The sequence below is a fragment of the Paraburkholderia guartelaensis genome, assembly GCF_004353905.1.
In the GTDB taxonomy this organism is placed as follows: domain Bacteria; phylum Pseudomonadota; class Gammaproteobacteria; order Burkholderiales; family Burkholderiaceae; genus Paraburkholderia; species Paraburkholderia guartelaensis.
This window is the reverse complement of the sequence record NZ_SMOD01000008.1, coordinates 121,727-144,983: the sequence shown is the minus strand read 5'-3', so window position 1 is coordinate 144,983 and position 23,257 is coordinate 121,727. Positions and strand designations below refer to the sequence as shown.

General features: G+C 64.8%; 22 protein-coding genes. 12 read left to right on the top strand and 10 right to left on the bottom strand.

The window, feature by feature from the left end:
* The first annotated feature begins 14 nt into the window (after positions 1–14).
* The gene (locus tag E1N52_RS12760; RefSeq protein WP_133183145.1) at positions 15–1,046 is read left to right on the top strand and encodes a hypothetical protein; all 1,032 of its coding nucleotides are present in this window, start codon (positions 15–17) and stop codon (positions 1,044–1,046) included.
* A gap of 7 nt (positions 1,047–1,053) precedes the next feature.
* On the opposite strand, the gene E1N52_RS12755 is transcribed toward E1N52_RS12760, so the two are convergent.
* The 4 genes from E1N52_RS12755 to E1N52_RS12740 form a co-directional block, all read right to left on the bottom strand.
* Complete coding sequence (locus tag E1N52_RS12755; protein WP_133183144.1) at positions 1,054–1,251, bottom strand: hypothetical protein; 198 nt, start codon at positions 1,249–1,251, stop codon at positions 1,054–1,056.
* Positions 1,252–1,407: 156 nt separating this feature from the next.
* Positions 1,408–1,923, bottom strand: coding sequence for a hypothetical protein (locus E1N52_RS12750; protein ID WP_133183143.1), 516 nt, complete (start codon positions 1,921–1,923; stop codon positions 1,408–1,410).
* Positions 1,924–2,124: 201 nt separating this feature from the next.
* Positions 2,125–3,606 carry a carbohydrate porin gene (locus tag E1N52_RS12745; protein WP_133183142.1) on the bottom strand — a complete coding sequence of 494 codons (1,482 nt, stop codon included), beginning with the start codon at positions 3,604–3,606 and terminating at the stop codon, positions 2,125–2,127.
* Positions 3,607–3,704: 98 nt separating this feature from the next.
* The gene (locus E1N52_RS12740; RefSeq protein WP_133183141.1) at positions 3,705–4,073 is read right to left on the bottom strand and encodes a hypothetical protein; all 369 of its coding nucleotides are present in this window, start codon (positions 4,071–4,073) and stop codon (positions 3,705–3,707) included.
* A 923-nt stretch (positions 4,074–4,996) separates the two neighbouring features.
* Here E1N52_RS12740 and E1N52_RS44020 point away from each other — a divergent pair.
* The 6 genes from E1N52_RS44020 to E1N52_RS12715 all read left to right on the top strand — a co-directional run bounded on the left by E1N52_RS44020 (position 4,997) and on the right by E1N52_RS12715 (position 11,134).
* Positions 4,997–5,137, top strand: a complete 141-nt coding sequence (locus E1N52_RS44020; protein WP_165979366.1) for a hypothetical protein — start codon at positions 4,997–4,999, stop codon at positions 5,135–5,137.
* 160 nt (positions 5,138–5,297) lie between these two features.
* Positions 5,298–7,049, top strand: a complete 1,752-nt coding sequence (locus E1N52_RS12735; RefSeq protein WP_133183140.1) for an ABC transporter permease — start codon at positions 5,298–5,300, stop codon at positions 7,047–7,049.
* A gap of 41 nt (positions 7,050–7,090) precedes the next feature.
* Positions 7,091–8,395 (top strand): ABC transporter ATP-binding protein, encoded by a 1,305-nt coding sequence (locus tag E1N52_RS12730; RefSeq protein ID WP_425468050.1) that lies wholly within the window; start codon positions 7,091–7,093, stop codon positions 8,393–8,395.
* 252 nt (positions 8,396–8,647) lie between these two features.
* A complete protein-coding gene (locus E1N52_RS12725) occupies positions 8,648–9,424 on the top strand; it encodes a DUF4118 domain-containing protein (protein ID WP_133183138.1) in 777 nt (258 codons plus the stop codon).
* 16 nt (positions 9,425–9,440) lie between these two features.
* Positions 9,441–10,346, top strand: coding sequence for an alpha/beta hydrolase (locus E1N52_RS12720; protein ID WP_246089050.1), 906 nt, complete (start codon positions 9,441–9,443; stop codon positions 10,344–10,346).
* A gap of 14 nt (positions 10,347–10,360) precedes the next feature.
* On the top strand, positions 10,361–11,134 hold the full coding sequence (locus E1N52_RS12715) for a MipA/OmpV family protein (RefSeq protein WP_133183252.1): 774 nt from the start codon (positions 10,361–10,363) through the stop codon (positions 11,132–11,134).
* A 24-nt stretch (positions 11,135–11,158) separates the two neighbouring features.
* Here E1N52_RS12715 and E1N52_RS12710 read toward each other — a convergent pair whose 3' ends face one another.
* The 4 genes from E1N52_RS12710 to E1N52_RS12695 are packed head-to-tail and all read right to left on the bottom strand — an operon-like array spanning position 11,159 to position 15,611.
* Positions 11,159–12,391, bottom strand: coding sequence for an NAD(P)/FAD-dependent oxidoreductase (locus E1N52_RS12710; RefSeq protein ID WP_133183136.1), 1,233 nt, complete (start codon positions 12,389–12,391; stop codon positions 11,159–11,161).
* A gap of 27 nt (positions 12,392–12,418) precedes the next feature.
* A complete protein-coding gene (locus E1N52_RS12705; protein WP_133183135.1) occupies positions 12,419–12,772 on the bottom strand; it encodes a RidA family protein in 354 nt (117 codons plus the stop codon).
* A 2-nt stretch (positions 12,773–12,774) separates the two neighbouring features.
* Positions 12,775–14,301, bottom strand: a complete 1,527-nt coding sequence (locus E1N52_RS12700; protein WP_133183134.1) for an amidase — start codon at positions 14,299–14,301, stop codon at positions 12,775–12,777.
* Positions 14,302–14,327: 26 nt separating this feature from the next.
* A complete protein-coding gene (locus E1N52_RS12695) occupies positions 14,328–15,611 on the bottom strand; it encodes an MFS transporter (protein WP_133183133.1) in 1,284 nt (427 codons plus the stop codon).
* Between the two features lie 102 nt (positions 15,612–15,713).
* On the opposite strand from E1N52_RS12695, the gene E1N52_RS12690 reads away from it, so the two are divergent.
* The gene (locus tag E1N52_RS12690; protein ID WP_133183132.1) at positions 15,714–16,391 is read left to right on the top strand and encodes a helix-turn-helix domain-containing protein; all 678 of its coding nucleotides are present in this window, start codon (positions 15,714–15,716) and stop codon (positions 16,389–16,391) included.
* Positions 16,392–16,444: 53 nt separating this feature from the next.
* Here E1N52_RS12690 and hutU read toward each other — a convergent pair whose 3' ends face one another.
* Both hutU and hutH read right to left on the bottom strand, forming a co-directional pair.
* Positions 16,445–18,133 (bottom strand): urocanate hydratase, encoded by a 1,689-nt coding sequence (gene hutU, locus E1N52_RS12685; RefSeq protein ID WP_133183131.1) that lies wholly within the window; start codon positions 18,131–18,133, stop codon positions 16,445–16,447.
* Positions 18,134–18,189: 56 nt separating this feature from the next.
* Entirely contained in the window at positions 18,190–19,728 is a 1,539-nt protein-coding gene (gene hutH / locus E1N52_RS12680) for a histidine ammonia-lyase (protein ID WP_133183130.1), read from the bottom strand.
* A 266-nt stretch (positions 19,729–19,994) separates the two neighbouring features.
* Here hutH and E1N52_RS12675 point away from each other — a divergent pair, with 266 nt between their 5' ends.
* The 4 genes from E1N52_RS12675 (at position 19,995) to E1N52_RS12660 (ending at position 23,016) form a co-directional block, all read left to right on the top strand.
* On the top strand, positions 19,995–20,753 hold the full coding sequence (locus E1N52_RS12675; RefSeq protein WP_133183129.1) for an ABC transporter substrate-binding protein: 759 nt from the start codon (positions 19,995–19,997) through the stop codon (positions 20,751–20,753).
* A 65-nt stretch (positions 20,754–20,818) separates the two neighbouring features.
* Positions 20,819–21,508: an ABC transporter permease gene (locus E1N52_RS12670; RefSeq protein ID WP_133183128.1), complete on the top strand. Its 690-nt coding sequence runs from the start codon at positions 20,819–20,821 to the stop codon at positions 21,506–21,508.
* On the top strand, positions 21,505–22,218 hold the full coding sequence (locus E1N52_RS12665) for an ABC transporter permease (RefSeq protein ID WP_133183127.1): 714 nt from the start codon (positions 21,505–21,507) through the stop codon (positions 22,216–22,218). Before E1N52_RS12670 ends, E1N52_RS12665 begins: the two co-directional genes overlap by 4 nt.
* 30 nt (positions 22,219–22,248) lie before the next feature.
* A complete protein-coding gene (locus tag E1N52_RS12660; protein ID WP_069263211.1) occupies positions 22,249–23,016 on the top strand; it encodes an ABC transporter ATP-binding protein in 768 nt (255 codons plus the stop codon).
* Positions 23,017–23,257 lie beyond the last annotated feature (241 nt).

Genomic DNA, 23,257 nt, shown 5'->3' with positions numbered 1-23,257 from the left:
TTAGAGGTCCCTCCATGGACACGACCGCACGGCACGCGACGGCCATCGCATTGCTTGCAACGGGCTGCGCAATATCGGGAGCGTCTCACGCCTATAGCAAGGAAGAAGACGCCGCGGCGCAGGACCGCGAAGTCCAGGCAGCCTATGACAGGGGTTACAAGGCCGCCAGGGAGGAGATGGCGCAGGCGGCTCCCGCTGCTGCGCCTGCTGCTGCGCCTGCTGCAGCGCCCGCGAAGAAGGCCGCCGGCGCGGCGGCGCAGAAACCCATCCTCGACATCAAGCACACGTATAGCGACGCGGGCGAGGTCTCGACGGTCATGACCGTGCCGGTCGTGGTCAAGCCGCTCGCGGATGCGCAAGGCGCGCAAAGCGAACAAAGCGCGAGAGAGACTCAAGAGGCGCAAGACGTCCAGGACTCCACCGCCGCGGCTCCGGCCGAAGCGGCGGCAGCGGCGCCGGCTCCCGAGCAGACGAACGCGCACGCCAACATTGCGCACGCCGCCAACGCAGCGCCGGCTGCGGCCGCCCGGCAACCGCAGCCCCGCGCCTATGCGCAAGCGAGCGCGAACCATCGCGCTGTTGCGGCGACGCCGCCCCCGCAGGACGACGTCGCGCCGCCGGAGTCGCTGGCGAACGACGAAGCCGTCGACGAATCGGAGCCGCCGCGCTCCGCGCAGATCTACTCGACGCAGGGCCAGGGTTATGCCCAGCCCTACTCACAACCGGCGCAGCCACGGGTCCAGCAGCCGGTCCAGGCGCAGGCCCAGCAATACGCGCCGCCGCCCCAGCCGTACGGTTATGCCCAGCAGCCGGCGTATGCGCAGCAGCGTCCGGCCTACCCGCAGCCGCCCGCCTACGCGCAGCAGCAGCCGGTGTATGCACAGCAATACGCCCAGCAACAATACCCACAGCAGCAGCCCGCGTACGCGCAGCCCCGGCCCGCGTACTACCCGCCGCCCGCACCGTGGGGCGCGCAGCAATACCAGCAACCGCCGGCGCGCTGGGTGTACTGGTCGCCGCAATACGGGCGGTGGATGTATTACTGAGCGCCGCTTACCAGCGCGCGTCGTTCATCTGGCAGGCGAGCAGGCAACCCAGGGCGGAGATCGTACCGACCGAGCCGATACCAAAACCCAGAGCAATATTTTCCGCGGTCGTCGCGCAGCCCTGCAGCATCAGCGTCGAGCTGAGCAGCACGGGGAGCAGGAGCTGACCCAGGATGCGCGAACAGGTTGGGCGTCGTTGTGACATGAGGCGTGGGTCCGGGGAGGATTCTTTTGCGGGATATGAGCTTGTCAGCTTACTGACTCGCCTCATCCGCATTCCCGGGAGCAACGTGCGACAACGGCAATGCCTTACCGATTACCTTGCGGCGGTAAGGAAGTGGGTATCGGGGGGATTTTTGTCTTAGAACCCGTGCCGGGCGCTAATCGCCGCGCCCGTGTCGTGCGAGCGCGTCAACGGCAGATGCGCGTCGGCCGAGAGATCCCAGTCGCCTACGGTGACGAGCGGCGGCGTTTGCGGATGGAGCGCCTGATTCGGCACCCCATTGCTATCGACCTGGGCTCCCGGCGTGCGCGGCCCGTTGGTCCCCGGATCCAGCGAGGCGTCGGTATCGTCCGGAATGCCAGGCGTTGCAGCGGTGGTTGTCGCCAGATGCGCGTCGTACTGCCTTTCAAACGGCGACTGGTACTCGAAGCGCTTCGCAATGGCTGGCAAAGAGACGGATGGCGCCGCCGGCGCGGGTGCGGCCGCAACGGCGTGCTTCGGGGCATGGCCCCTCGCGTCCTTCTGGACGTGCTTTTGGACGTGCTTCTGGACAGGCTTCTGGGTATGCGCCGACTTGGCGGGTTCGGCCGCCGAGACGCTGGCAAGCGCCAGCAGAGCGACACCCAAAAGCCATCCCTGGATCGGATGCTTCATGGAACGAAATCTGCGTCTGGAAACTGGTGCCGCATCGAATAGCTGCGCAGCACTCGCCCCTGGAGTCTAGATCAATCGCAAGTACGACCAATCGGGGTCTTCCCTCGTCTTTCGCTCGTATCTGCACGCAGACCACTAACGCTTCGTCGTCCTGCACGCTCCTGCCGCCGCCAATCCGGCGGCAGGAGCGTCGTTTCCGAATCAGAACGCGACCGTCGTGCGCAGGCCGAACACCGCCTCGTCGCCAATACGCCGCGACGCATTCTGCGGGTCCGGAATGCCGCCGGCCGGCCGGAAGAAGTACTGAAAGTCCGCCTGCAATTGCCACCACGGCGCGATCTGATACTGGTAAGTCGCTTCCAGAACCGTCTCCGCGCTGCGCGACGGGTAGCCAGGCGTCGAGGCCGCCTGGGCGCTCGCGAAGTCCTGCGCATGCGAGCCGATGTGCGCGTAGCCCACCGCCAGGCCGGCCACGTCGTTGTCGCGTCCTTTGAACGGCGCCTTGAGCGTCACGCCCGCGTTGACACCGAGGTCCACCAGGTTGCGGTCGCCGGGCGCGCCCATCACGCGCGCGAACACGCCCACCGACTGCGGACTGTCGGCGCTCGGACGCCAGACCATCTGGTCCGCCACGGCATAGATGCTGTAGTTGCCCCGATGGCTAACCGGGCCGCCCACGCCCGTCACGCCCGTTGCCGGATCGGCGAAACGGTTGCTGTTGTACCAGAAGCCAAGCTTGTAGGTGCCGGGCATGCCACTTGGTTTGGGATCCGAATTATTTGCAGGCGGCTGATTAATTGCATACTGAATTTCGCCGATCACCAGCGCGCCATTGCCCAGGTTGAAATTCGTGCCGCTCGCGTTGAGCTTTTGCGGGTCGCCGTCGCCCGGCGCCGGGTTGCCGTCGAATACCCCGCCGAGCACGGTGATCGCGTCGGTAGGCGTGGCGCGCACGCGCACGCCGAGCGACGAAAGCGGATACGCAGGGCCGCCCGCAGGCAGATCGACAGACGGCAGCACCGACCAGCCGAACGTCGCGTTCATGAACGTATTCGCGTACTGGCTGACCATGAATTCCTGGTCGAGGCTTTGCTGACCGACCTTCACGTCGACCTTGCCGCCGGGCAGCGTCTGCTGGTACCACAATTCCCACAAGCGGGTCGAGGCATCGGCCTCGATGCCGCTCGCGTTCTGCAGCGTTTGCAGGTTGCGCGAAGTCAGGCTCGTGCCGTGAATCTGGAAGCCGGACACATTGAAGATGCCGCCAGGCAAACCGAACGCCTTCTGCGTATCCATGCCGAGGCTGAACTCAGTCACACCTTGATAGGCACCGCCGCGACTCGTTCCGCCGCTCACGTTGCCCATGTACTCGCTGGTTTCCTGCAGGCCGAACGACAAGCCGTACTGGGCGAGCCATGGCCGCAAGCCGCCCATATCGCCGAAGAGGTTCGAGCGTTCCCAAAGACCCGTGGGCGCAGCAGCGTTCTGATCGGCAGCGGGCGCTTGTTGCTGATCTGCTGCGCCGGCTGACGAAGCAGGAGCAGCAGGCGAAGCCGGTTGGGCGGGCGCATTTTCGCCGCTGGTCTGCGCGAAGGCGGCAGGCACGACGCCCAGCGAGAGGAGCGCGCTCAGCGTGACGAGTCCGCCCGAACCGGGCAGCCTGCTCTTGAGGATATTTTTCATAGTATTTGTGGGGCTTTGGTAAGTTGCGGACAAGTCCGCTATTCAACGCAGAGCGTGCCTGCGAAGCTTGATGAAACTGTGTCCGGCGCGCAGGTTTTCTACGCGAAGCGCGAATGCGGCCATAAAGGACGCTCCGGCTCGGAGGTGCACGCGGTCGCGGACGCGCACAGCAGCGAGACCAGCGCAGCCGCCGCTACGGTCGCGCCGAGAAGCACGTACCCCGTGGGCGTGAGCGGATGTCCCGCGTGAACGGTGCGCAGCGCGCAGCGCGCCGCCATGTGGGCGGCACGGCGTGCAACGTGCAGCGTACGAAGGCGCACGCCGGCAGGCGTGGCGCGAACCGCAGCGGCGAAAGCGATGCCGTGCAGGCAGGCAAGCGCCGCTGCGGCCACGAAACCCCGTGCGCGAAAACAGACAGCCCGCAACGCACGCAGCTGAAAGACAGGAAAGAGAAAGACGAACATCATCCCTCCGCGTTGGCCACTTCAAAAGCGGACGAAATGCGAAAGCGCAGCCATACCTGCAAGCAAGCTTGCAAATGGCAATCGACAAGAGGGAGCGTGCTGCTGGCAGACTGGTCGCAAAAGCGACTGAGACCAGTCAGTAACGAAGCGCGCTAACCCGGCGTAAGCGAGTTAGCGGCGAAGGAGTGAACCTGCGGCGACTATCTCGCGGTGGTGCTGCCGGCGCTGGCCGGCATCGGACTTCCACTACTAGAACATGCGTCCACGGAGGACTCCTTTGCTATGACGGGGCGGATTGTATTGGGCACGCAGACAAAAAAGCAAGTAAAAAAAGCATAAAGACGAGGCCGGCCAGCAACAGCCCCGCAGGCTCCCGTTTCTTTCAATCGCGTTGCTTCAACCTTCAGAATTGAATCTCTGCTCTGCTTAGCAATTTTGGTTGACTTGGTGTTTTTACCGAGACTAGAATTCGCCCGTCTTCTCAATGGGGCCGATGCCTTGGACAGTAGTTGTAGTCGATCTTCGAATCGTTTCGCTGCCTGACCGGCAGGACATCCGCTCCCCTTCCCGAGCCGCCGTCCTGCCAGCAGGCAGACGGTGCGCGCCGTAGCAGTCTTCCCTCGTGCACCCCAAACCATAGCGCCATGCCGACGCGGGCTTCGCTCGCATACGCATTGGCACGACCTCGCGAGCGCTTGCGCCCGCGGCCGCCGTTCGCCTGCACCCCGCTTCGTGGCGGAGGCGCTGGCGTGCGCTTAGCATGAACAGGAGCCGAGATGCCCGACAGTGACAGTTGCCCTTACCGCTTGCCTTCGAACTCGTCCGAGGAAAGCACGTAGACCCCTGCGACCGCGCCGGCTGCGCGGCGACCGAACGTCTGCGGGCTTTGCACTCGCCCATACACGCCAGACGTCCGGAGAAACATCATGATTTTCGGTCTGCTTTTGTCGCATCTGCCTCACGTAAACGAGGCGCGCGCGCACTACGAAGCGCTGCTGTCGCTCGAACCTGTCCGCCGTCACCCCTGGAAAGACCTGTGGCGCCGCATCAAGTCCCGGTTTTCCTAAGTTCTGCCAAACTCCGGTCACGAAGTTTCGCCATCGTTGAAAAGGGGCGCGCTCCCTGATCGTGGCGGTGAGTTAACCATTCCCTTTCACGCCCTTTTCGTTTCGCCATGAATCGACTCAACGATACGCCGTTATGCGGCGCGTACCCGGGAGACATCTGATGGAGTTCGGTTTCAATCTGAACCGCACTGCGAACGCGTCCGCACAGCGGTTACTCCCAAACGCATGGGACTTCGTTGCCTTTCCGTTGATCATCTGCCTGATCGCGATGGCTTCGATTGGCTTTCATCAAACGCTTGCGCCCATGTCGACGCTCAAGACGCAGGCGATCTCGCTCAATCCGGCCATGTTGCCGGAATACGCCATGCGAACCACGCTGCGCATGCTCGCCGCCATGGTCGCCTCGCTCGTTTTCACGCTCACCTACGGCACGCTCGCCGCAAAGAGCCGCCGAGCCGAAAAGGTGCTGGTTCCCATTCTCGACATCCTTCAGTCGGTGCCGGTGCTCGGCTACATCTCGTTTACGGTCACGTTCTTTCTTTCGCTCTTTCCCGGGCGCGTCATCGGCGCTGAGCTCGCCGCGATCTTCGCGATCTGGACGAGCCAGGCCTGGAACATGACGTTCAGCTTCTATCAGTCGCTGCGCACCGTGCCGCGCGATCTCGACGAGGTGTCGAAAGGCTTTCATCTCACGGGATGGCAACGCTTCTGGAAGCTCGACGTGCCGTTCTCGATGCCGGGCCTCATCTGGAACATGATGATGTCGATGTCGGGCGGCTGGTTCTTCGTCGTCGCTTCCGAAGCGATTACGGTGGGCAACAACACCATTACGCTACCGGGCATCGGCGCGTACCTGGCTCAGGCGATCAGCGACAAGAACCTGCACGCGGTGGGCTGGGTGATCCTTGCGATGACCGTCGTGATCCTCGCCTATGACCAGTTGCTGTTCCGCCCGCTCGTGGCCTGGTCCGACAAGTTCCGCATGGAAACCACGAGTTCGGGCAATGCGCCCGAGTCCTTGCTGCTCGACGTGATGCGGCGCACGCGCCTCATTCACCGCCTGCTGACGCCGGCAGGCGTGCTGCTCGCAACGGCGGCCCGCATTCCGGCTCGCCTGCCCCTGCCGCACGCAAGCCCACTCGAGAAGTCGCAGCGCCGGAAGTCGACGCTCGTGGGCGACATCATCTGGGGCACGCTCGTGCTGGTGCTCACGGTCTACGTGGTGTACCGCGTGGTCTCGTACGTGCGCACGGGCGTCACGCTCGACGAAGTTGGGCACGTGTTCGTGCTGGGGCTCATCACGCTGCTGCGCGTGGTCGTGCTCATCGCGATCTCCTCGGTGATCTGGGTGCCGCTCGGCGTGCTGATCGGCCTGCGTCCGGCGCTCGCCGAAAAGATCCAGCCGCTCGCGCAGTTTCTCGCGGCGTTCCCCGCGAACCTGCTGTTTCCCGTGTTCGTGATCGTGATCGTGAAGTACCACCTGAACCCGGACATCTGGCTCTCGCCTCTGATCGTGCTCGGCACCCAGTGGTACATCCTCTTCAACGTGATTGCAGGCGCCACGGCATATCCCAATGACTATCGCGAGGCGGCCGCCAACTTCCGCATCCGCGGCTGGCAATGGTGGAAGAGCGCCATGCTGCCGGGCATTTTCCCGTACTACATCACGGGCGCGATCACGGCTTCCGGCGGCGCCTGGAACGCGAGCATCGTCTCCGAGTTCGTGCAATGGGGCGACACCAAGGTCGTGGCCCATGGGCTCGGCGCTTACATCGCTCAAACGACCGCCGCCGGCGACTTCCCCAAGATCATCCTCGGCATTGCCGTGATGTCGCTGTTCGTCACGCTTTTCAACCGCACGCTGTGGCGTCCGCTGTACGCGTATGCCGAGTCCCGTCTTCGCCTTGATTGAGTATCAATTCCATGCAAAACCTCAAAACGACCACTCCCGACATGCCGCAGACGCGGCCCCGCCTCGGCGAGGACGTGATGTGCGTCCAGCACGTGTGCCGCGGTTTCGGCAAGAACCCGGGCGAGCAACTGGTGCTCGACGACGTGGACGTCACGCTGCGTGAAGGCGAGATCGTCGGCTTGCTGGGCCGCTCGGGCTCCGGCAAGTCGACGCTGCTGCGCATCATCGCGGGCCTGATTCCGCCCACCAGCGGCGAAGTGAACTACCTCGGCAAGCCGCTGCGCGGTCCGGCCGAAGGCGTCGCGATGGTGTTCCAGACCTTCGCGCTGTTCCCGTGGCTCACGGTGCTGGAAAACGTCGAGGCCGGACTGGAAGCGATCGGCGTCGGCCCGCACGAGCGTCGCAAGCGCGCGCTCGCCGCCATCGACCTGATCGGTCTGGACGGCTTCGAGAACGCCTATCCGCGCGAGCTTTCGGGCGGCATGCGCCAGCGTGTGGGCTTCGCGCGCGCGCTCGTGGTCGATCCCACGCTGATGCTGATGGACGAGCCCTTCTCCGCACTCGACGTGCTCACGGCCGAAACGCTGCGCACCGACCTGCTCGACCTGTGGACGCAAGGCCGCCTGCCGATCAAATCGGTGCTGATCGTCACGCACAACATCGAGGAAGCGGTATTCATGTGCGACCGCATTCTCGTGTTGTCGTCGAACCCGGGCCGCGTGGTGGCCGAAATTCCGGTGGCGTTCAAGCACCCGCGTAATCGTCTCGACCCGGCATTCCGCGCGCTCGTCGACGATATCTACGCGAAGATGACCGCGCGCAAGCCGGGCGGCCCGGCGAAACCCGAACTCGAACCGGGCAGCTGGCTGCCGGGCATCTCGGTCAACCTGATGGCGGGCCTGATCGAAACGCTGGCCGCCGCGCCTTACAACGGCCGCGCGGACATGCCGGAAATCGCGCGAGCACTGCAACTGGAGGTCGACGAGCTCTTCCCGGTCGCGGAAATGCTGCAGTATCTCGGCTTTGCGGAGGTCAGCGAAGGCGACGTGATTCTCACGCACGCGGGCAAGACCTTCAACGAATTCAGTACGCAGGAGCGCAAGCTGATGTTCGCCGAACATTTGCTGCGCAACGTGCCGCTGGCCGCGCGGATCAAAACGGTGCTTAACGAGCGCCCTGGACATCGCGCCCCGCGCGTGCGCTTCGAGCAGGAACTGGAGGACCTGCTTGCCGACGACGCCGCAGAGGAAACGCTCGACACCGTGATTGCCTGGGGCCGCTACGCCGAAATCTTTTCGTATAACGACAAGACCGGAATATTCAGCCTGGCCGACGTGGAATCCTGACGTCTAAAGCTCCCCACGAGCTCGCCACGGTTTCCCGGCGGCCTCGCACGGCTGATCCGATGACTGTAAACAGTGGTAATATTCGGGACACGAAAAAATCGTCAGAGGGCTGACGGTGACAGGTCGGTCACCGCCGCTCCGCTTTGCCGTTCCTGTCGAATTCCTTGCACTGCTTACAACTAAAGCGTCAGCGATTGCCCATGCGCAATACGCGCGCGACGGCCCGTCACGCGGCGGGCCACCCGGGAAACCATGAAAGTCCGTAACGCCCGCCTCTGGGCGCCAAGAGGCCCGCGCCGCTGGTACCTTGCCGCTGGCGCGCTCGCGCTCGCGTGCGCCATCCGCTTCGCACTGCATCCCCTGCTCGGCCCGTTGATGCCGGGCACGACGTTCTGTATTGCCGCTTCGCTGGTCGAATACTTCCTCGGCCTCGCGCCTGCGCTGACCGTGATGGTGCTGGGCCTCGCCATTGCGGACTATATGTTCGTGCCGCCCTACAATTACATTACATTCATCGACACCCACGATGTGATCCTGCTGGTGTCGTATCCGCTCGTCACGGTGATCGTGATCACGCTGATCGAGCGTCTGCGGCGCGAGCAGTTTCGCGCGCAGTTGATCACCTCGGTCGCGCAGTCCCGCTACGAAATGCTGCTGCGTCACGACAACGAGCGCGCGCTGGCGCGCCGCGCCGTTGACGAAACGCATCGCCTGCTGCGGCATCTCGCGCAGCATCACGAAGGCTTCGTCCTCATCAAGGGGCTCGAGCGCAATGCCGCCCAACGCGCAAGCGTGGGACAGAGCATGTCGCAAGCGCTGCCGGCCGCCGCCGAAGTCGCGCCTGGCCCGCTCTTCGACGCCCTGCATCCCGACGACGTGCAGCGCCTCACGCACACCCTGTCGCCGGGCCATCTTCGCGTGCGCCTGCGCAGCGAGCAGCACAAGCGCGAGTACCGGCACGTCAATTGCAGCTGTGAACGCTTCACCACTCACGCGGGCGATTTTCTCGTGCTGCGCACGGAGAGCTGACATGGCTACGCTCGAAATGGAACTGGCCGCGACCGAAACGCCAGCCGTGCAGTCCACGCGCTTTTTCTGCGAAGGCGACAGCCACGCCGTGCTCATGCTTCACGGGCTCTCCAGCTCGCCGATCGAACTTCGCTATCTCGCGCGCTACCTGCAGGGCGAAGGGTTCACGGTATGCGCGCCCGTCATCGACGGGTATAGCGCCGGCACCGGCCAACTGCCGATGGAACAATGGGTCGAAAACGCCGCGCGCGAGTTCGACGCGCTGGCGGCGCGCTACGAGCGCGTCTCGATCTGCGGGCTGTCGATCGGCGGCGCGCTTGCGCTGCGCCTGATTCGCGAGCGGCCCGCCGCGCAGTCGCTCGTGCTGCTCTCGCTCACGCTCGCCTACGACGGCTGGGCGATCCCGTGGTATCGCTTCCTGCTCGACTGGGCGTATTTCACGCCGCTGCGCCACCGTTACCGCTATCGCGAAGCCGAACCGTTCGGCGTGCGTAACGAAGCGCTGCGCAAGAAGATCGCGCGCGCCATGCAGCGCAGCGACTTCAGCGAGGTCGGCCCTTCGACGATTGCGCTGCCCGCGCTGCACCAGGCGCTGCGCCTCGCGCGCGCGGCGCGCAAGGATATCGCCGCGATCGAGAACGACACGCTCGTGATCCACGCGATCGACGACGAAACGTCGAGCCCGCGCAATCCGCGCCACGTGATCGACCGCATCGGCTCGAACTTCCTGCGCACGCTGTGGCTCGACGATTCGTATCACATGATCACCTCGGACAACGAACGCGAGATCGTTGCGCGCGAAACGGCCCTGTTCCTGCGCGAGAGCGAAGTCGCGCGCGGCGCGAAGGACGCGCCGGTCGTCTCCAAGGCGCTCGCCCGGCGTCTGCGCCAACTGGCGGCAGTGGGAAGGAAAAATACGTGAAGCAATCCGTAGCAATGAGAGGGCTGGCGTGCGTCGCCGCGCTGACCCTGGCCTCGCACGCGTGGGCCGATACCGATACGTCCAGTACCGCAACGACTGATTCGCCGTGGAAAATCTCGATCGGTCCGGGCGCCTATTTCGCGCCCGAGTATCCGGGCGCGCGCCACATGAAGTTCTATCCGTTCCCGTCGCTCGACATCTCGTACCGCGACCGCTTCTTCTCGCAAGGGCCGGACGTGCTGGGCGTGAACGTGATTTCCGCGGAGAACTACCACGTAGGCGCTTCGCTGAGCTTCGACTTCCAGTCGCGCACCGTGTCGGACGACCCGCATCTGCACGGCCTGAGCAATGTCGATGACGGTCCCAAGCTGCGCCTTTTCGCCGATTACACGGCGTGGGCGTTCACCGGCGCCGTTGCCATGTATCAGGACATCAGCGGCCACGGGCAAGGTACGACGGCAACGGCGGACCTCTATGTGTCGCTGCCGCTGACGGGCTGGCTGTTTTCGGTAGGGCCGGGGCTCACGTGGGCCAACGGCGTCTACACGCGCACGCTGTTCGGTGTGACGCCGGACGAGAGTGCGGCATCCGGCTTGCCGGCCTATTCGCCGGGCGCGGGCATTCGCGATCTGCACATGACGTTCTACATGACGCACGACTTCTCGAAGCACTGGGTCGGTTCGGTGAACGCAACGTTCGGACGCCTTCAGCATTACGCCGCCGACAGCCCGATCACCGAGAGCCGCCGCGAGATCACGGCGTTCGCGGGGCTCAACTACCGGTTCTAAACACGTGCGCCGATGCGCGCCCCGTTAGAACCGCTCGGCGCGGAACGGCCGTGGGTCCACCACCGTCGGCGCGCCCGTCATCATTTCCGCGATCAGGCGCCCCGTGACCGGGCCAAGCGTGAGCCCGTGGTGCGCGTGGCCGAAAGCGAACCAGAGGTCGTCGTGCTTAGGCGCGGGCCCGATGATCGGCATCATATCGGGCGTGCAGGGGCGGCGGCCCAGCCACGGCTCGGCATCGAGCCGCGCGCCGAGCGGGAAAATATCGCGCGCGAGCGGCTCCACGGCTTCGAGCTGAACCGGCGTCTTGGGCGAATCGCGAAAGCCGAGTTCGACGCCGGTCGTGAGGCGCGTGCCGCGCACCATGGGCGTGATCAGGAAACCCGCTTCGGCGTCGAGCACCGGCTGGTTCAGCTTCGCGCCGTTCGTGACCGCGTAATGCATGTGATAGCCGCGTTTCACGGCGAGCGGCAACTCGTAGCCCAGCCGCACCGTGAGGTCGCCCGACCACGGCCCCATGGCGATGACCGCCGACTTCGCCAGCACGGGCCCATCCTGCGTCATGACGCGCCACGACGGTTCGAGCGTCGCGGCGTCGCCAATCAGCACGCGGCCGCCTAGCTGCTCGAAAAGCTTCGAGTAGGTCGTCACCAACCCCTTCGGATCGCTAACCGAATCGGAATCGGTGTAGCGCACGCCGCCCACCAGCGTGTGGCTGAGCGCGGGCTCGGCGGCGCGCAGCGCCGCTGCGTCGAGCGCCTCGTGGCCCACGCCGTACTCGCGCTGCCAGCGCTGCGCCTCGGCCAGCGTGGCGTCCATGGCCGCCGCGCTGCGAAACACCTTCATCCAGCCGTTGGTGCGTAGCAGCGCCTGTGCGCCCGCCGCCTCGATCAGCGCGCGATGCTCGATCACGCAATGCTCGATGAGCGTGGAATACGCGCGCGCGATTTCGGCGTGCCGGTCGGCGCGCGAATGGTGCCAGTAGCGATAGAGAAACGGCAGCAGCTTCGGTATCGCCCCCGGGTGATAGCGCACGTCCGTCGAGCGGTTGCGCGCGTAGCGCAGCAGCGTCGAAAGCTCGCGCGGAAACGCATAGGGGTAGACGCCCTCGCGCTGGATCAATCCCCCGTTGCCGTGCGATGTTTCATTGCCTGGCGCCCTGCGGTCCACGAGCGCGACCGAGAGGCCGCGCCGCTGCAATTGCAAGGCCACCGAGACGCCGACGATACCGCCGCCAAGCACGACCGAATCGAATTTCATCACGCGATGTTCCTGGCTCGAAGGCACTCAGGCGAGCGCGGTGACGGCCACTTCGACGTCGAGGCCCGGTCGCATCAGCAAGGCCTGCACGCAGGCGCGCGTGGGCGCGTGCCCTTGCGGAACCCAGGCGTCCCATACGGCATTGAACGCGTCGAAATGCTTCGGGTCGCTCAGCCACACGTTCGCGGTCAGCACGCGCGTTTTGTCCACGCCCGCCGATGCGAGCAGCTTGTCGATACGCGTGAGGATTTCGGTTGCCTGAACGTCGATCGGCGCGCCTGCGGTGTCGGGCACCTGGCCCGAGAGATACACCACGCCATTGGCGATCACCACCTGGCTCATGCGCGCGTTGGTTTGCAGCCTTTGAATATCGTTGCTCATGTTCATACCGCCGAAAGACCGGCAGCGTCGCTACCGGCCGGGTTGTAAATGGGAGGCGCCGTGACGATGGACGTCAGCGCCGGATTGGGTTGCGTCAGGCGCGCGAGATCGGGGCGCGGGCGACGCAGATGAGGATACGCTGAAAACGCCGTCTCGAGCGCCTGCGAGACCGCGAGCGTCTTCATGTCGCCGCGGAACGGTCCAACGATCTGGAGTCCGAACGGCATGCCCGCGTGATCGACGCCGCACGGCAGCGCGAGCGCCGGATGCGTGGTGAGCGTAACGACGTACGTGAGCGCGAGCCAGCGGTAGTAATTCTCTTGCGCGCGGCCGTCGATCTGCGCGGCATAAAGCTCGGTCCACGGGAACGGCGTGACCGGCGTGGTGGGCGAAACGATCACGTCGTAGCGCGCGAACGCGCTCTGGAAGCGCTGGTAGATGCGCGTTTGCTCGGCTTGCGCCCACGCGCTGTCCGAGAGCGACATCTTCGCGCCCATTTCATAGTTCGCGCGCGTATTCGGACCCAGCGCGCCCGGGTCACGCGTGTAGGCGGCATGCAGGCCCGCGACGAAGCTCTCCGCGCGGATCACGTCGAAGCAGCGATGTACGTCGCCAAGATCGAACTCAACCGGCTCGCACGTATGGACGATGCGCTTGAGTTCCGCCATGCGCGCGCGGAACACGGCGCGAATTTGCGGGTCGACGTCGCAGCAGCCGAAGTCTTCGGTATAGCCGATGCGCAGCGTCGACGGATCAATGTGCGCAGGCAAGGCGAACGCGTTGGCATCCACTTCGTAGCTCAGTGGATCGCCAGCCGATTCGCCCGCGGTTGCCGCGAGTTGCAGCGCCGTTTCGGCGACGTCGCGCCCCATCGGCCCGACCACCGAGATCGGCGTCCAGCCGAGCAGGCGACGCGAATTGGGCACGAGCCCCGGCGACGGACGGAAGCCCACCACCCCGCACTTCGCGGCGGGAATACGCAGCGACCCGCCGGTGTCGGAGCCCGTGCAAACCGGCAGCATGTCGCACGCGAGCGCCGCCGCCGAGCCGCCCGACGAGCCGCCGGCATTGAGCGCGGGGTTGAACGGATTGCCCGTTGCACCCCATACCGGGTTGCGCGTATTCGCGCCCGCGCCGAGTTCCGGAACGTTCGTCTTTCCAACGAGAATTGCGCCCGCCGCGCGCAGACGCTCCACGAGCACCACGTCGCGCGAAGGCACGTGCCCGCGCGACATCGGCGAGCCGTAGGTCGTGAGCAGGCCCGCCGTGTCTTCGAGATCCTTCACGCCGAGCGGCAAGCCGTGCAGCAGGCCGAGCGGCTTGCCATCCATGACGGCCTGCTCGGCGGCTTTGGCCGCTTCGCGCGCGGCGTCAAAACACGTCGCTGTAATCGCGTTGACGGCCGGATTCACGGCTTCGATGCGCTCGATGCACGCATCGAGCAATTCGACCGGCGAAATGGCTTTTGCGCCGATCAGGCGGCGCAGTTCGACGGCGGACAGGCTGACCAGCTCGGTCTTGTCAAGCATCGTTCGGTTTCCTGATGAATGGTTGTTCAGCCGATGGCCTCGCCGGTACGGTCGCGCAGCCAGACGAGCGGGATCAGCGAAATGGCGCAGGCAGCCGCGACATACCAGGCGGGCGCGAGCGGATTGCCTGTGCGCGCGACGATCCAGCTTGCCACAAGTGGCGAAAATCCGCCGAAGATCGAGGCGCTCACGACGTAGGTCAGCGCGATGCCGGTGGCGCGCACTTCGCGCGGGAACAGTTCGGGGATCATCACGAGCACCGGCACGACCTGCCCCGCCACGAACACGGAGAGGAAAGCGGACACCGCGCAGAGCAACGCCATGGAAGGCGCGGCGGAAAGCCAGGCGAACGCCGGGTACACGCTCAACAGCAGCACGACGCGCGAGATCACGAGCACGCGTTTGCGGGTGTAGCGGTCGGCGAGCTTGCCCACGAGCGGCGCGGCGACGAACAGCACGAGCGAGCTGACCACGCCCGACGCCACCGCCGCCGTGGACGAAAGATGCAACACGCGCACGGCGTGATTCGGGAGAAAAAACGCCGTGATGTAGATGGAGACCGAACCGCCGAGTTCGGCGAAAGTCCCGAGTATCGTGAGTTTCAGATGCGTGGTGAGCGCCGCCTTCAACGCGCCGCTTCGGCGCGTTGAAGGCGGCGCCGCGCTCAGCGTCTCTTCGAGGCGGCGGCGGATCAGCATGCCCACGGGCGCCGCCACGATGCCGACGAGAAACGGAACGCGCCATCCCCAGCTGTCGACCGCTTCCTTGGGCAGCAGCACGTTCACGAGCGTGGCGACCGTCGCGCCGAGCGCAAGGCCCAGCGCCGTCGCCGCGAAGTTCCAGCTCGCGAAGAAGGCGCGCGTGTTGTCGCTCGCATATTCCACGAGCAGCGTGGTGCCGGGGCCGAACTCGCCGCCCGCCGCGAAGCCCTGGATCAGGCGCGCCGCGAGCACGATGAGCGGCGCGGCGATGCCCGCCACCGCATACGGCGGTGCACAGGCGATCAGCGCACAGCTCAGCGCCATCAGCATGATGGTGAGCACCATGGCGCGCTTGCGCCCGGCGCGGTCCGCATACGCGCCGATAACGATGCCGCCGAGAGGACGCACCACGAAGCCCACGCCGAACAGGCCAATGGAAAGGAGGAACTGGTTGACCGGCGATGCAGAGGGAAAGAACAGCTTGCCGATCTGGATCGCGAAGAAGCTGTAGATCGTGAAGTCGTAGTACTCGAGCGCCGTGCCCAGCGTCGTCGCGGCAATGACCTGGCCCTTCGAAAGACCCGTTTTTCCCAATGCAATTGAGGCCACGACGCTGCTCCTTCAAAAGGGAGTCGAGATGCGAGTTATCATATACGAGAAAAAATCACTTCTCGTATACGACAAAACCCGTAACCGGGAACCGTCCCTTCCATGGCAAAGAGCGCAGCACGAATTCACGCAACTGAGCACGCAACCGAGCACGCACCCGGGAAAGCAACCGGGCAGGCGGCTACGGAAATCGATCACGCAGCCGTTGGCGCGCGTTTGCGCGAGGCGCGCAAGGCGCGCGAGCTGACGTTGATGCAGCTATCGGAGTTGTCGGGCATCGCCGTCTCGACGATTTCGAAGGCCGAGCGCGGCGACATTGCGCTCACGTACGACAAATTCGCAGCGCTCGCGCACGCGCTGAACGTGGACTTCGACACGATTTTCGGGCGCAGGAAGCGCAAGGCGGCCGGCCCGATGAAGCCGTCGCTCACGCGCGCGGGCAAGCAGATGATCTACGACACGCCGAACTACGAGTACGGCATGATCGCCAACGATCTCACGGGCAAACGCATGGTGCCGATGCGCGGACGCATCCACGCCCGCACGATGGACGCGTTTCCCGATTACATCCGCCACAGCGGCGAAGAGTTTCTGTTCCTGCTGCGCGGGGAGCTGGAACTGCATTTTGAAAACGGCACTGTCTTCAAGCTGTCGCCCGGCGACAGCCTCTACTTCGACAGCGCCGTGGGGCACGTGTATCTCAGCACAGGTGCCGAGGATGCCGAGGTGCTCGTCTGTTGCGTAGACAACGACTCACACCGGCTGCCCGAAACGCTCTGAGCGAGCGCTCGCAAACGTGACGCCGCCGCGTTTGAACGGCGGCGTCACATCGCTCATCGGCCGAGCATCGGCAGCTTGAGGCCCGCCTCGCGCGCCGTTTGCTGCGCGAGTTCGTAGCCAGCGTCCGCGTGACGCATCACGCCGGTCGCCGGGTCATTGAGCAGCACGCGGCCAAGACGCTCGTGCGCCGCCTGCGTGCCGTCCGCCACGATCACCACGCCCGAGTGCTGCGAGAAGCCCATGCCCACGCCGCCGCCATGGTGCAACGAGACCCACGACGCGCCGCCCGCCGTGTTCAGCAGTGCATTGAGCAGCGGCCAGTCGCTCACGGCGTCCGAGCCGTCCTTCATCGATTCCGTTTCGCGGTTCGGGCTCGCCACCGAGCCCGTGTCGAGGTGGTCGCGGCCGATCACGATCGGCGCCTTCAGCTCGCCGTTCTTGACCATTTCGTTGAACGCCTGGCCCAGACGGTAGCGATCCTTCACGCCCACCCAGCAGATACGCGCCGGCAGGCCCTGGAACGCGATGCGCTCGCGCGCCATGTCGAGCCAGTTGTGCAGGTGCGGATCGTCGGGGATCAGCTCCTTGACCTTGGCATCCGTCTTGTAGATGTCCTCCGGATCGCCCGAGAGCGCCACCCAGCGGAACGGGCCCTTGCCCTCGCAGAACAGCGGACGGATATACGCCGGCACGAAGCCCGGGAAATCGAACGCGTTTTCCACGCCCATTTCGAGCGCCATCTGGCGGATGTTGTTGCCGTAGTCGAGCGTGGCCGCGCCGCGTTCCTGCAGCGTGAGCATCGCGCGCACCTGGTGGGCCATCGATTCCTTCGCCACCTTCACGATGCTTTCCGGCGCGACCTTCTGCGCCTCGCGCCACTGCTCGACCGTCCAGCCCTGCGGCAGGTAGCCGTTGATCGGGTCGTGCGCGCTTGTCTGGTCCGTCACGCAGTCGGGCGTGATGCCGCGCTTCACGAACTCGGCGAACACGTCGGCGGCATTGCCGAGCAGGCCCACCGAAACCGGCTTGCCCGTCTTCTTCGCTTCCTCGATGATGGCCAGCGCCTCGTCGATGGTCTTCGCCTTGCGGTCCACGTAACGCGTCTTCAGGCGGAAGTCGATGCGCGTCTCGTCGCACTCCACCGCGATCATCGAGAAGCCCGCCATCGTCGCCGCGAGCGGCTGCGCGCCGCCCATGCCACCGAGGCCGCCCGTGAGAATCCAGCGGCCCTTCGGATCGCCGTTGAAGTGCTGGTTCGCGACCGAATAGAACGTCTCGTAGGTGCCCTGCACGATGCCCTGCGAGCCGATGTAGATCCAGCTGCCCGCCGTCATCTGGCCGTACATCATGAGGCCCTTGCGATCCAGTTCGTGGAAGTGTTCCCACGTGGCCCAGTGCGGCACGAGGTTCGAGTTCGCGAGCAGCACGCGCGGGGCGTCGGCATGCGTGCGGAATACGCCCACGGGCTTGCCCGACTGGATCAGCAGCGTTTCGTCCTCGTTCAGGTCCTTGAGCGAGGCGAGGATCTGGTCGAAGCACTCCCAGTTGCGCGCGGCGCGGCCAATGCCGCCGTACACCACGAGCGCATGCGGATGCTCGGCGACTTCGGGGTCCAGATTATTCTGGATCATCCGGTAGGCGGCTTCCGCCAGCCAGGTCTTGCAGACCTTCTCGCTGCCGCGCGGCGCGCGGATCGTGCGGGTCGGGTCGAGGCGGGGATCGGTGAAGTTCGGGTGGTTCATAACGTCTTCGTCTCGGATGTTATTCAGGATGACTGTTTTTATTGGGCTTCTAGCGCTTATTGCTCGGACTCGAATGCCAGCGGGCTGTGCGAAGCGATCGCGCCGTTCTGCACGAGCTTCGTCAACGCGGCGATATCCGGAGCGAAGTAGCGGTCGAGGTCGTAATGCGGCACCTGGGCGCGCACCGATTCCATCACGTGTGCGAGCGCCGGGCTCGTGTGGTGCGGCGCGCGCAGGTCCACGCCCTGGGCGGCGGCGAGCAGTTCGATCGCGAGGATATTGGCCGTGTTGTCGGCGATGTCGGCGAGCTTGCGCGCGGCGAACGTCGCCATCGAGACGTGGTCTTCCTGGTTGGCGGAAGTCGGCAGTGAGTCGACCGAGGCCGGATGCGCGAGCGTCTTGTTTTCCGAAGCCAGTGCAGCGGCCGTAACGTGCGCGATCATGAAACCCGAGTTCACGCCGCCGTCCTTCACGAGGAAAGGCGGCAGGCCCGAAAGCGTCGCGTCGATGAGCAGCGCGATGCGGCGCTCGGCCAGTGCGCCGATTTCGGCGGCGGCCAGCGCGAGATTGTCGGCGGCGAAGGCCACCGGTTCCGCGTGGAAGTTGCCGCCCGAGAGCACTTCGTTCGTTTCCGGGAAGATCAGCGGATTGTCCGAAACCGCGTTCGCTTCGATGAGCAGCACTTGCGCTGCGTGACGCATCTGGTCGAGACACGCGCCCATCACCTGAGGCTGGCAGCGCAGCGAGTACGGGTCCTGGACCTTGCCGCAATCGCGGTGCGACAGGTTGATCGCCGAGCCTTCGAGCAGCGTGCGATAGGCCGCGGCCGCCTCGATCTGACCGCGATGGCCGCGCAGTTCGTGAATGCGCGCGTCGAACGGCTTCACCGAACCTGCCGCCGCGTCCACGCAGAGCGCGCCCGAGACGAGCGCCGTGCGGTACAGGTCTTCAATCGCGAACATGTTGTAGATCGCGAGCGCGGCCGAAGCCTGCGTGCCGTTGAGCAGCGCGAGGCCTTCCTTGGCCTGCAGCGCGAGCGGCTTGAGACCGACGAGACGCAGGCCCTCGACAGCGCTCATGCGCTCGCCCTTCGCGAACACGTCGCCCACACCCAGCAGAACGCAGGACATATGCGCGAGCGGCGCGAGGTCGCCCGAAGCGCCCACGGAACCCTTCACCGGAATCACGGGCAGCACGTCGGCATTGAACAGCGTGATGAGCGTGTCCATCACTTCGCGGCGAATGCCCGAATGGCCGCGGCCCAGGCTCGACAGCTTCAGCGCCATCAGGAGGCGCACGACCGGACGCGACATCGGCTCGCCCACGCCCACGGCGTGCGAAAGCACCAGATTGCGCTGCAGGAGTTCGAGCTGCTCACGCGGAATGTGCGTGCTCGCCAGACGCCCGAAGCCCGTGTTGATGCCGTAGGCGGGCTCGCCCTTCGCCGTGATCTCGGCAACGGCGCGTGCGCCTGCGTCGATGGCCGCGAAGCTGGCCGGGTCGAGTTCGAGCTTCACGCCGCCGTTTTCATCGGCACGCGCGATCTGGCGCAGTTGGGACAGGGTCAGATTGCCGGGAGTGAGTTTGATGTTCATTGCGGTGTCAAAGTTGTCTGGACAAGGTGGAATCAGATTACCGAAGCAAGCTTGTCTATACAAGTTCAATCTGCTCCACGTATACCCGCATTCCGGCTTCCTGACGCCTGAATTACGCCGTCTTTCGATTGCAGCACAGTGAAATCCCCAGGTGATAACACCGATTGCCGGTCTTTTCGACACATCGATAATTGTATAGACAACTTGCCGGGCCGAACCTCCGGCACATGACCGGGCACACGCCAACCATTCCTATCGGAGACTTCATGAAGAAACTTGCCTTGTGTGTCGCCCTCGCCCTTGCCGCCGGTGGCGCGTATGCGAAAGACTGGTCCACGATCCGCTTCGGCACCGACGCGAGCTACGCGCCGTTCGAGTCGAAGGCGACCGATGGCAAGCTGGTCGGCTTCGACATCGACCTCGGCAACGAAATCTGCCGGCGCCTGAATGCCAAGTGCGTGTGGGTCGAGCAGGATTTCGACGGCATGATCCCGGGCCTCAAGGCCAAGAAGTTCGACGGCGCGCTCTCCGCGCTCACGATCACCCCGCAGCGCGAGCAGCAGATCGCCTTCTCGGCCAAGCTCTTCAACACGCCGACGCGCCTCGTCGCGAAGCAGGGCTCGCCGCTGCAGCCGACCATCGCTTCGCTGCAGGGCAAGACGGTGGGCGTCGAGCAAGGCTCGATTCAGGAGACCTACGCGAAGCAGAACTGGGCGCCCAAGGGCGTCAACGTGATTCCCTACCAGAACCAGGACCAGGTCTATCTGGACCTGCAGTCGGGGCGCCTCGACGCCGCGCTGCAAGACGAAGTGCAGGCCAATCTCGGCTTCCTGAAGACGCCGCGCGGCGCGGGCTTTGCGTTCGCGGGCGCGGAAATCCCGACGGGCGCCGCCGCTATCGGCCTGCGCAAGGAAGACGCCGACCTCAAGGCGAAGATCGACAAGACGATCGCCGACATGATCAAGGACGGCACGTACAAGAAGATCGAGTCGAAGTATTTCGACTTCGACGTGTACGGCGGCTAAGCGCCGCCGCGTTCATCTGCAACAACCAGGGGGAGCGCTGCTCCCCTGAACGAGGACATCCTTCCATGGTCTTTCAAGGCTTCGGCCCGCTGCTCCTCGCGGGCACGTGGGAAACCATCAAGCTCGCGGTGCTGTCTCTCGGCGCCGCGTTTCTGCTCGGGCTTGCGGGCGCTGCCGCGAAGCTCTCGCCCAACCGCATGCTCTCGCGCATCGGCACGGCGTACACCACGCTGATTCGCGCGGTGCCCGACCTCGTGCTCATGCTGCTGCTGTTCTACAGCATCCAGATCTGGCTCAACGACGCGACCGACATGATGGGCATGGACCAGATCGACATCGACCCGTTCGTGGCCGGCGTGATCACGCTCGGCTTCATTTACGGCGCGTATTTCACGGAAACCTTCCGCGGCGCGTTTCTCGCCGTGCCGCGCGGGCAGATCGAAGCCGGTTTTGCATACGGCATGAGTTCCACGCGCGTGTTCACGCGCATCCTGTTCCCGCAGATGATGCGTTTCGCGCTGCCGGGCATCGGCAATAACTGGCAGGTGCTCGTGAAGGCCACGGCGCTCGTGTCGATCATCGGTCTCGCCGATGTGGTGAAAGCCGCCCAGGACGCGGGCAAGGCCACCCAGGCGTTCTTCTTTTTCACGCTCGTGACCGGCGCGATTTATCTCGCCATCACGACGGTTTCCAACCTGGCATTGCACCGCCTCGAAAAGCGCTATTCGACCGGTGTGCGGAGGGCAGCGCTGTGATCGAACTGCTTCGTCAATACTGGCCCAACTATCTGTATAGCGACGGCTTCAACACGAGCGGCCTCGCCATCACGCTCTGGCTGCTGGTCGTGTCGATCGTGGCGGGCTTCCTGCTTGCCGTGCCGCTCGCCATTGCGCGCGCGTCGCGCAACCCGTGGCTCTCGCGGCCGGTTTGGGTCTACACGTACGTGTTCCGGGGCACGCCGCTCTATGTGCAGCTGCTGCTCTTCTACACCGGTCTCTACAGCCTGCACTTCGTGCAAGCCAATCCGGTACTTGGCGACTTCTTTCGCAGTGCCATGAATTGCACGCTGCTGGCCTTTGCATTGAACGAGTGCGCTTACGCCACCGAGATTTTCGCGGGTGCGATTCGCGAGACCGCGTATGGCGAGATCGAAGCGGCCCAGGCGTATGGCATGTCGAAGACCAAAATCTACACGCGCATCATCCTGCCTTCGGCATTTCGGCGCGCGCTGCCCTCGTACAGCAACGAGGTGATCCTCATGCTGCACGCGACGACGCTGGCGTTCACCGCGACCGTGCCCGACATCCTGAAAGTGGCGCGCGATGCGAATTCCGCCACCTATATGACGTTCCAGGCGTACGGCATCGCAGCGGCGCTTTATGCGTCCATCGTCTTCGCCCTGATCTGGGGTTTCCGCCGCCTCGAAACACGTGTGCTGGCCTATTTGAAGCCGCAAGGCCATTAAGAATTTCAGTCCTGATGGAGTGAACCGAGTATGTACAAGCTGATAGTCGACGACCTGCACAAGAAGTTCGGCGAGAACGAGGTTTTGAAGGGCGTATCGCTCAAGGCAAAGGCTGGCGACGTGATCAGCCTGATCGGGTCGAGCGGTTCGGGAAAGAGCACGTTCCTGCGTTGCATTAACTTTCTCGAATCGCCCTGCTCGGGACGCATCACGCTCAACGGCGAGGAGATCCGCACGAGCGCCGACCGCGGCGGCGCGCTGCGCGTGAGCGATCCGAAGCAGCTCCAGAAAATGCGCACGCGCCTTTCGATGGTCTTTCAGCACTTCAATCTCTGGGCGCATATGACTGTGCTCGAGAACATCATCGAGGCGCCGGTCAGCGTGCTTGGACTCTCCCGCAGCGAGGCCGAGGCCCGCGCGCGCAAGTACCTCGACAAGGTAGGGCTGGCAGCCGGCGTCGAGCACAAGTACCCCTCGCATCTTTCCGGCGGCCAGCAGCAGCGCGTGGCGATCGCCCGCGCGCTGGCGATGGAGCCCGAAGTGATGCTGTTCGACGAGCCCACTTCCGCGCTCGACCCCGAACTCGTGGGCGAAGTGCTCAAGGTCATGCAGAAGCTCGCGGAGGAAGGCCGCACCATGATCGTCGTCACGCACGAAATGGGCTTCGCGCGCAACGTGTCGAATCACGTCGTGTTTCTGCACAAGGGGAAGATCGAAGAGCAAGGCGACCCCAAGGAAGTGCTCAATGCGCCGCGCAGCGAGCGGCTGCAGCAGTTCCTCGCGGGACGCTTGAAGTAAGGTCGCGGCGGGCGGTCATTTCACGGCCCGCCAGCGCATGCCGGGCCATGCGCAACGATGTGCGGACATCGGCTTGCGGCCTCGGTTACACGCCTTGTGTGCGCCAGGCCACATTGGCGAAAATGCCCGGCGCTATAGTGAAAACGTTAACGCGAACGACGCGCAACACCCGCCTCCGCGCCTGGCATCGGGCTCCCCCCGGGAGAGCGCGCCGCTCCATCGTGTCGAAGCAAGGCAGTGA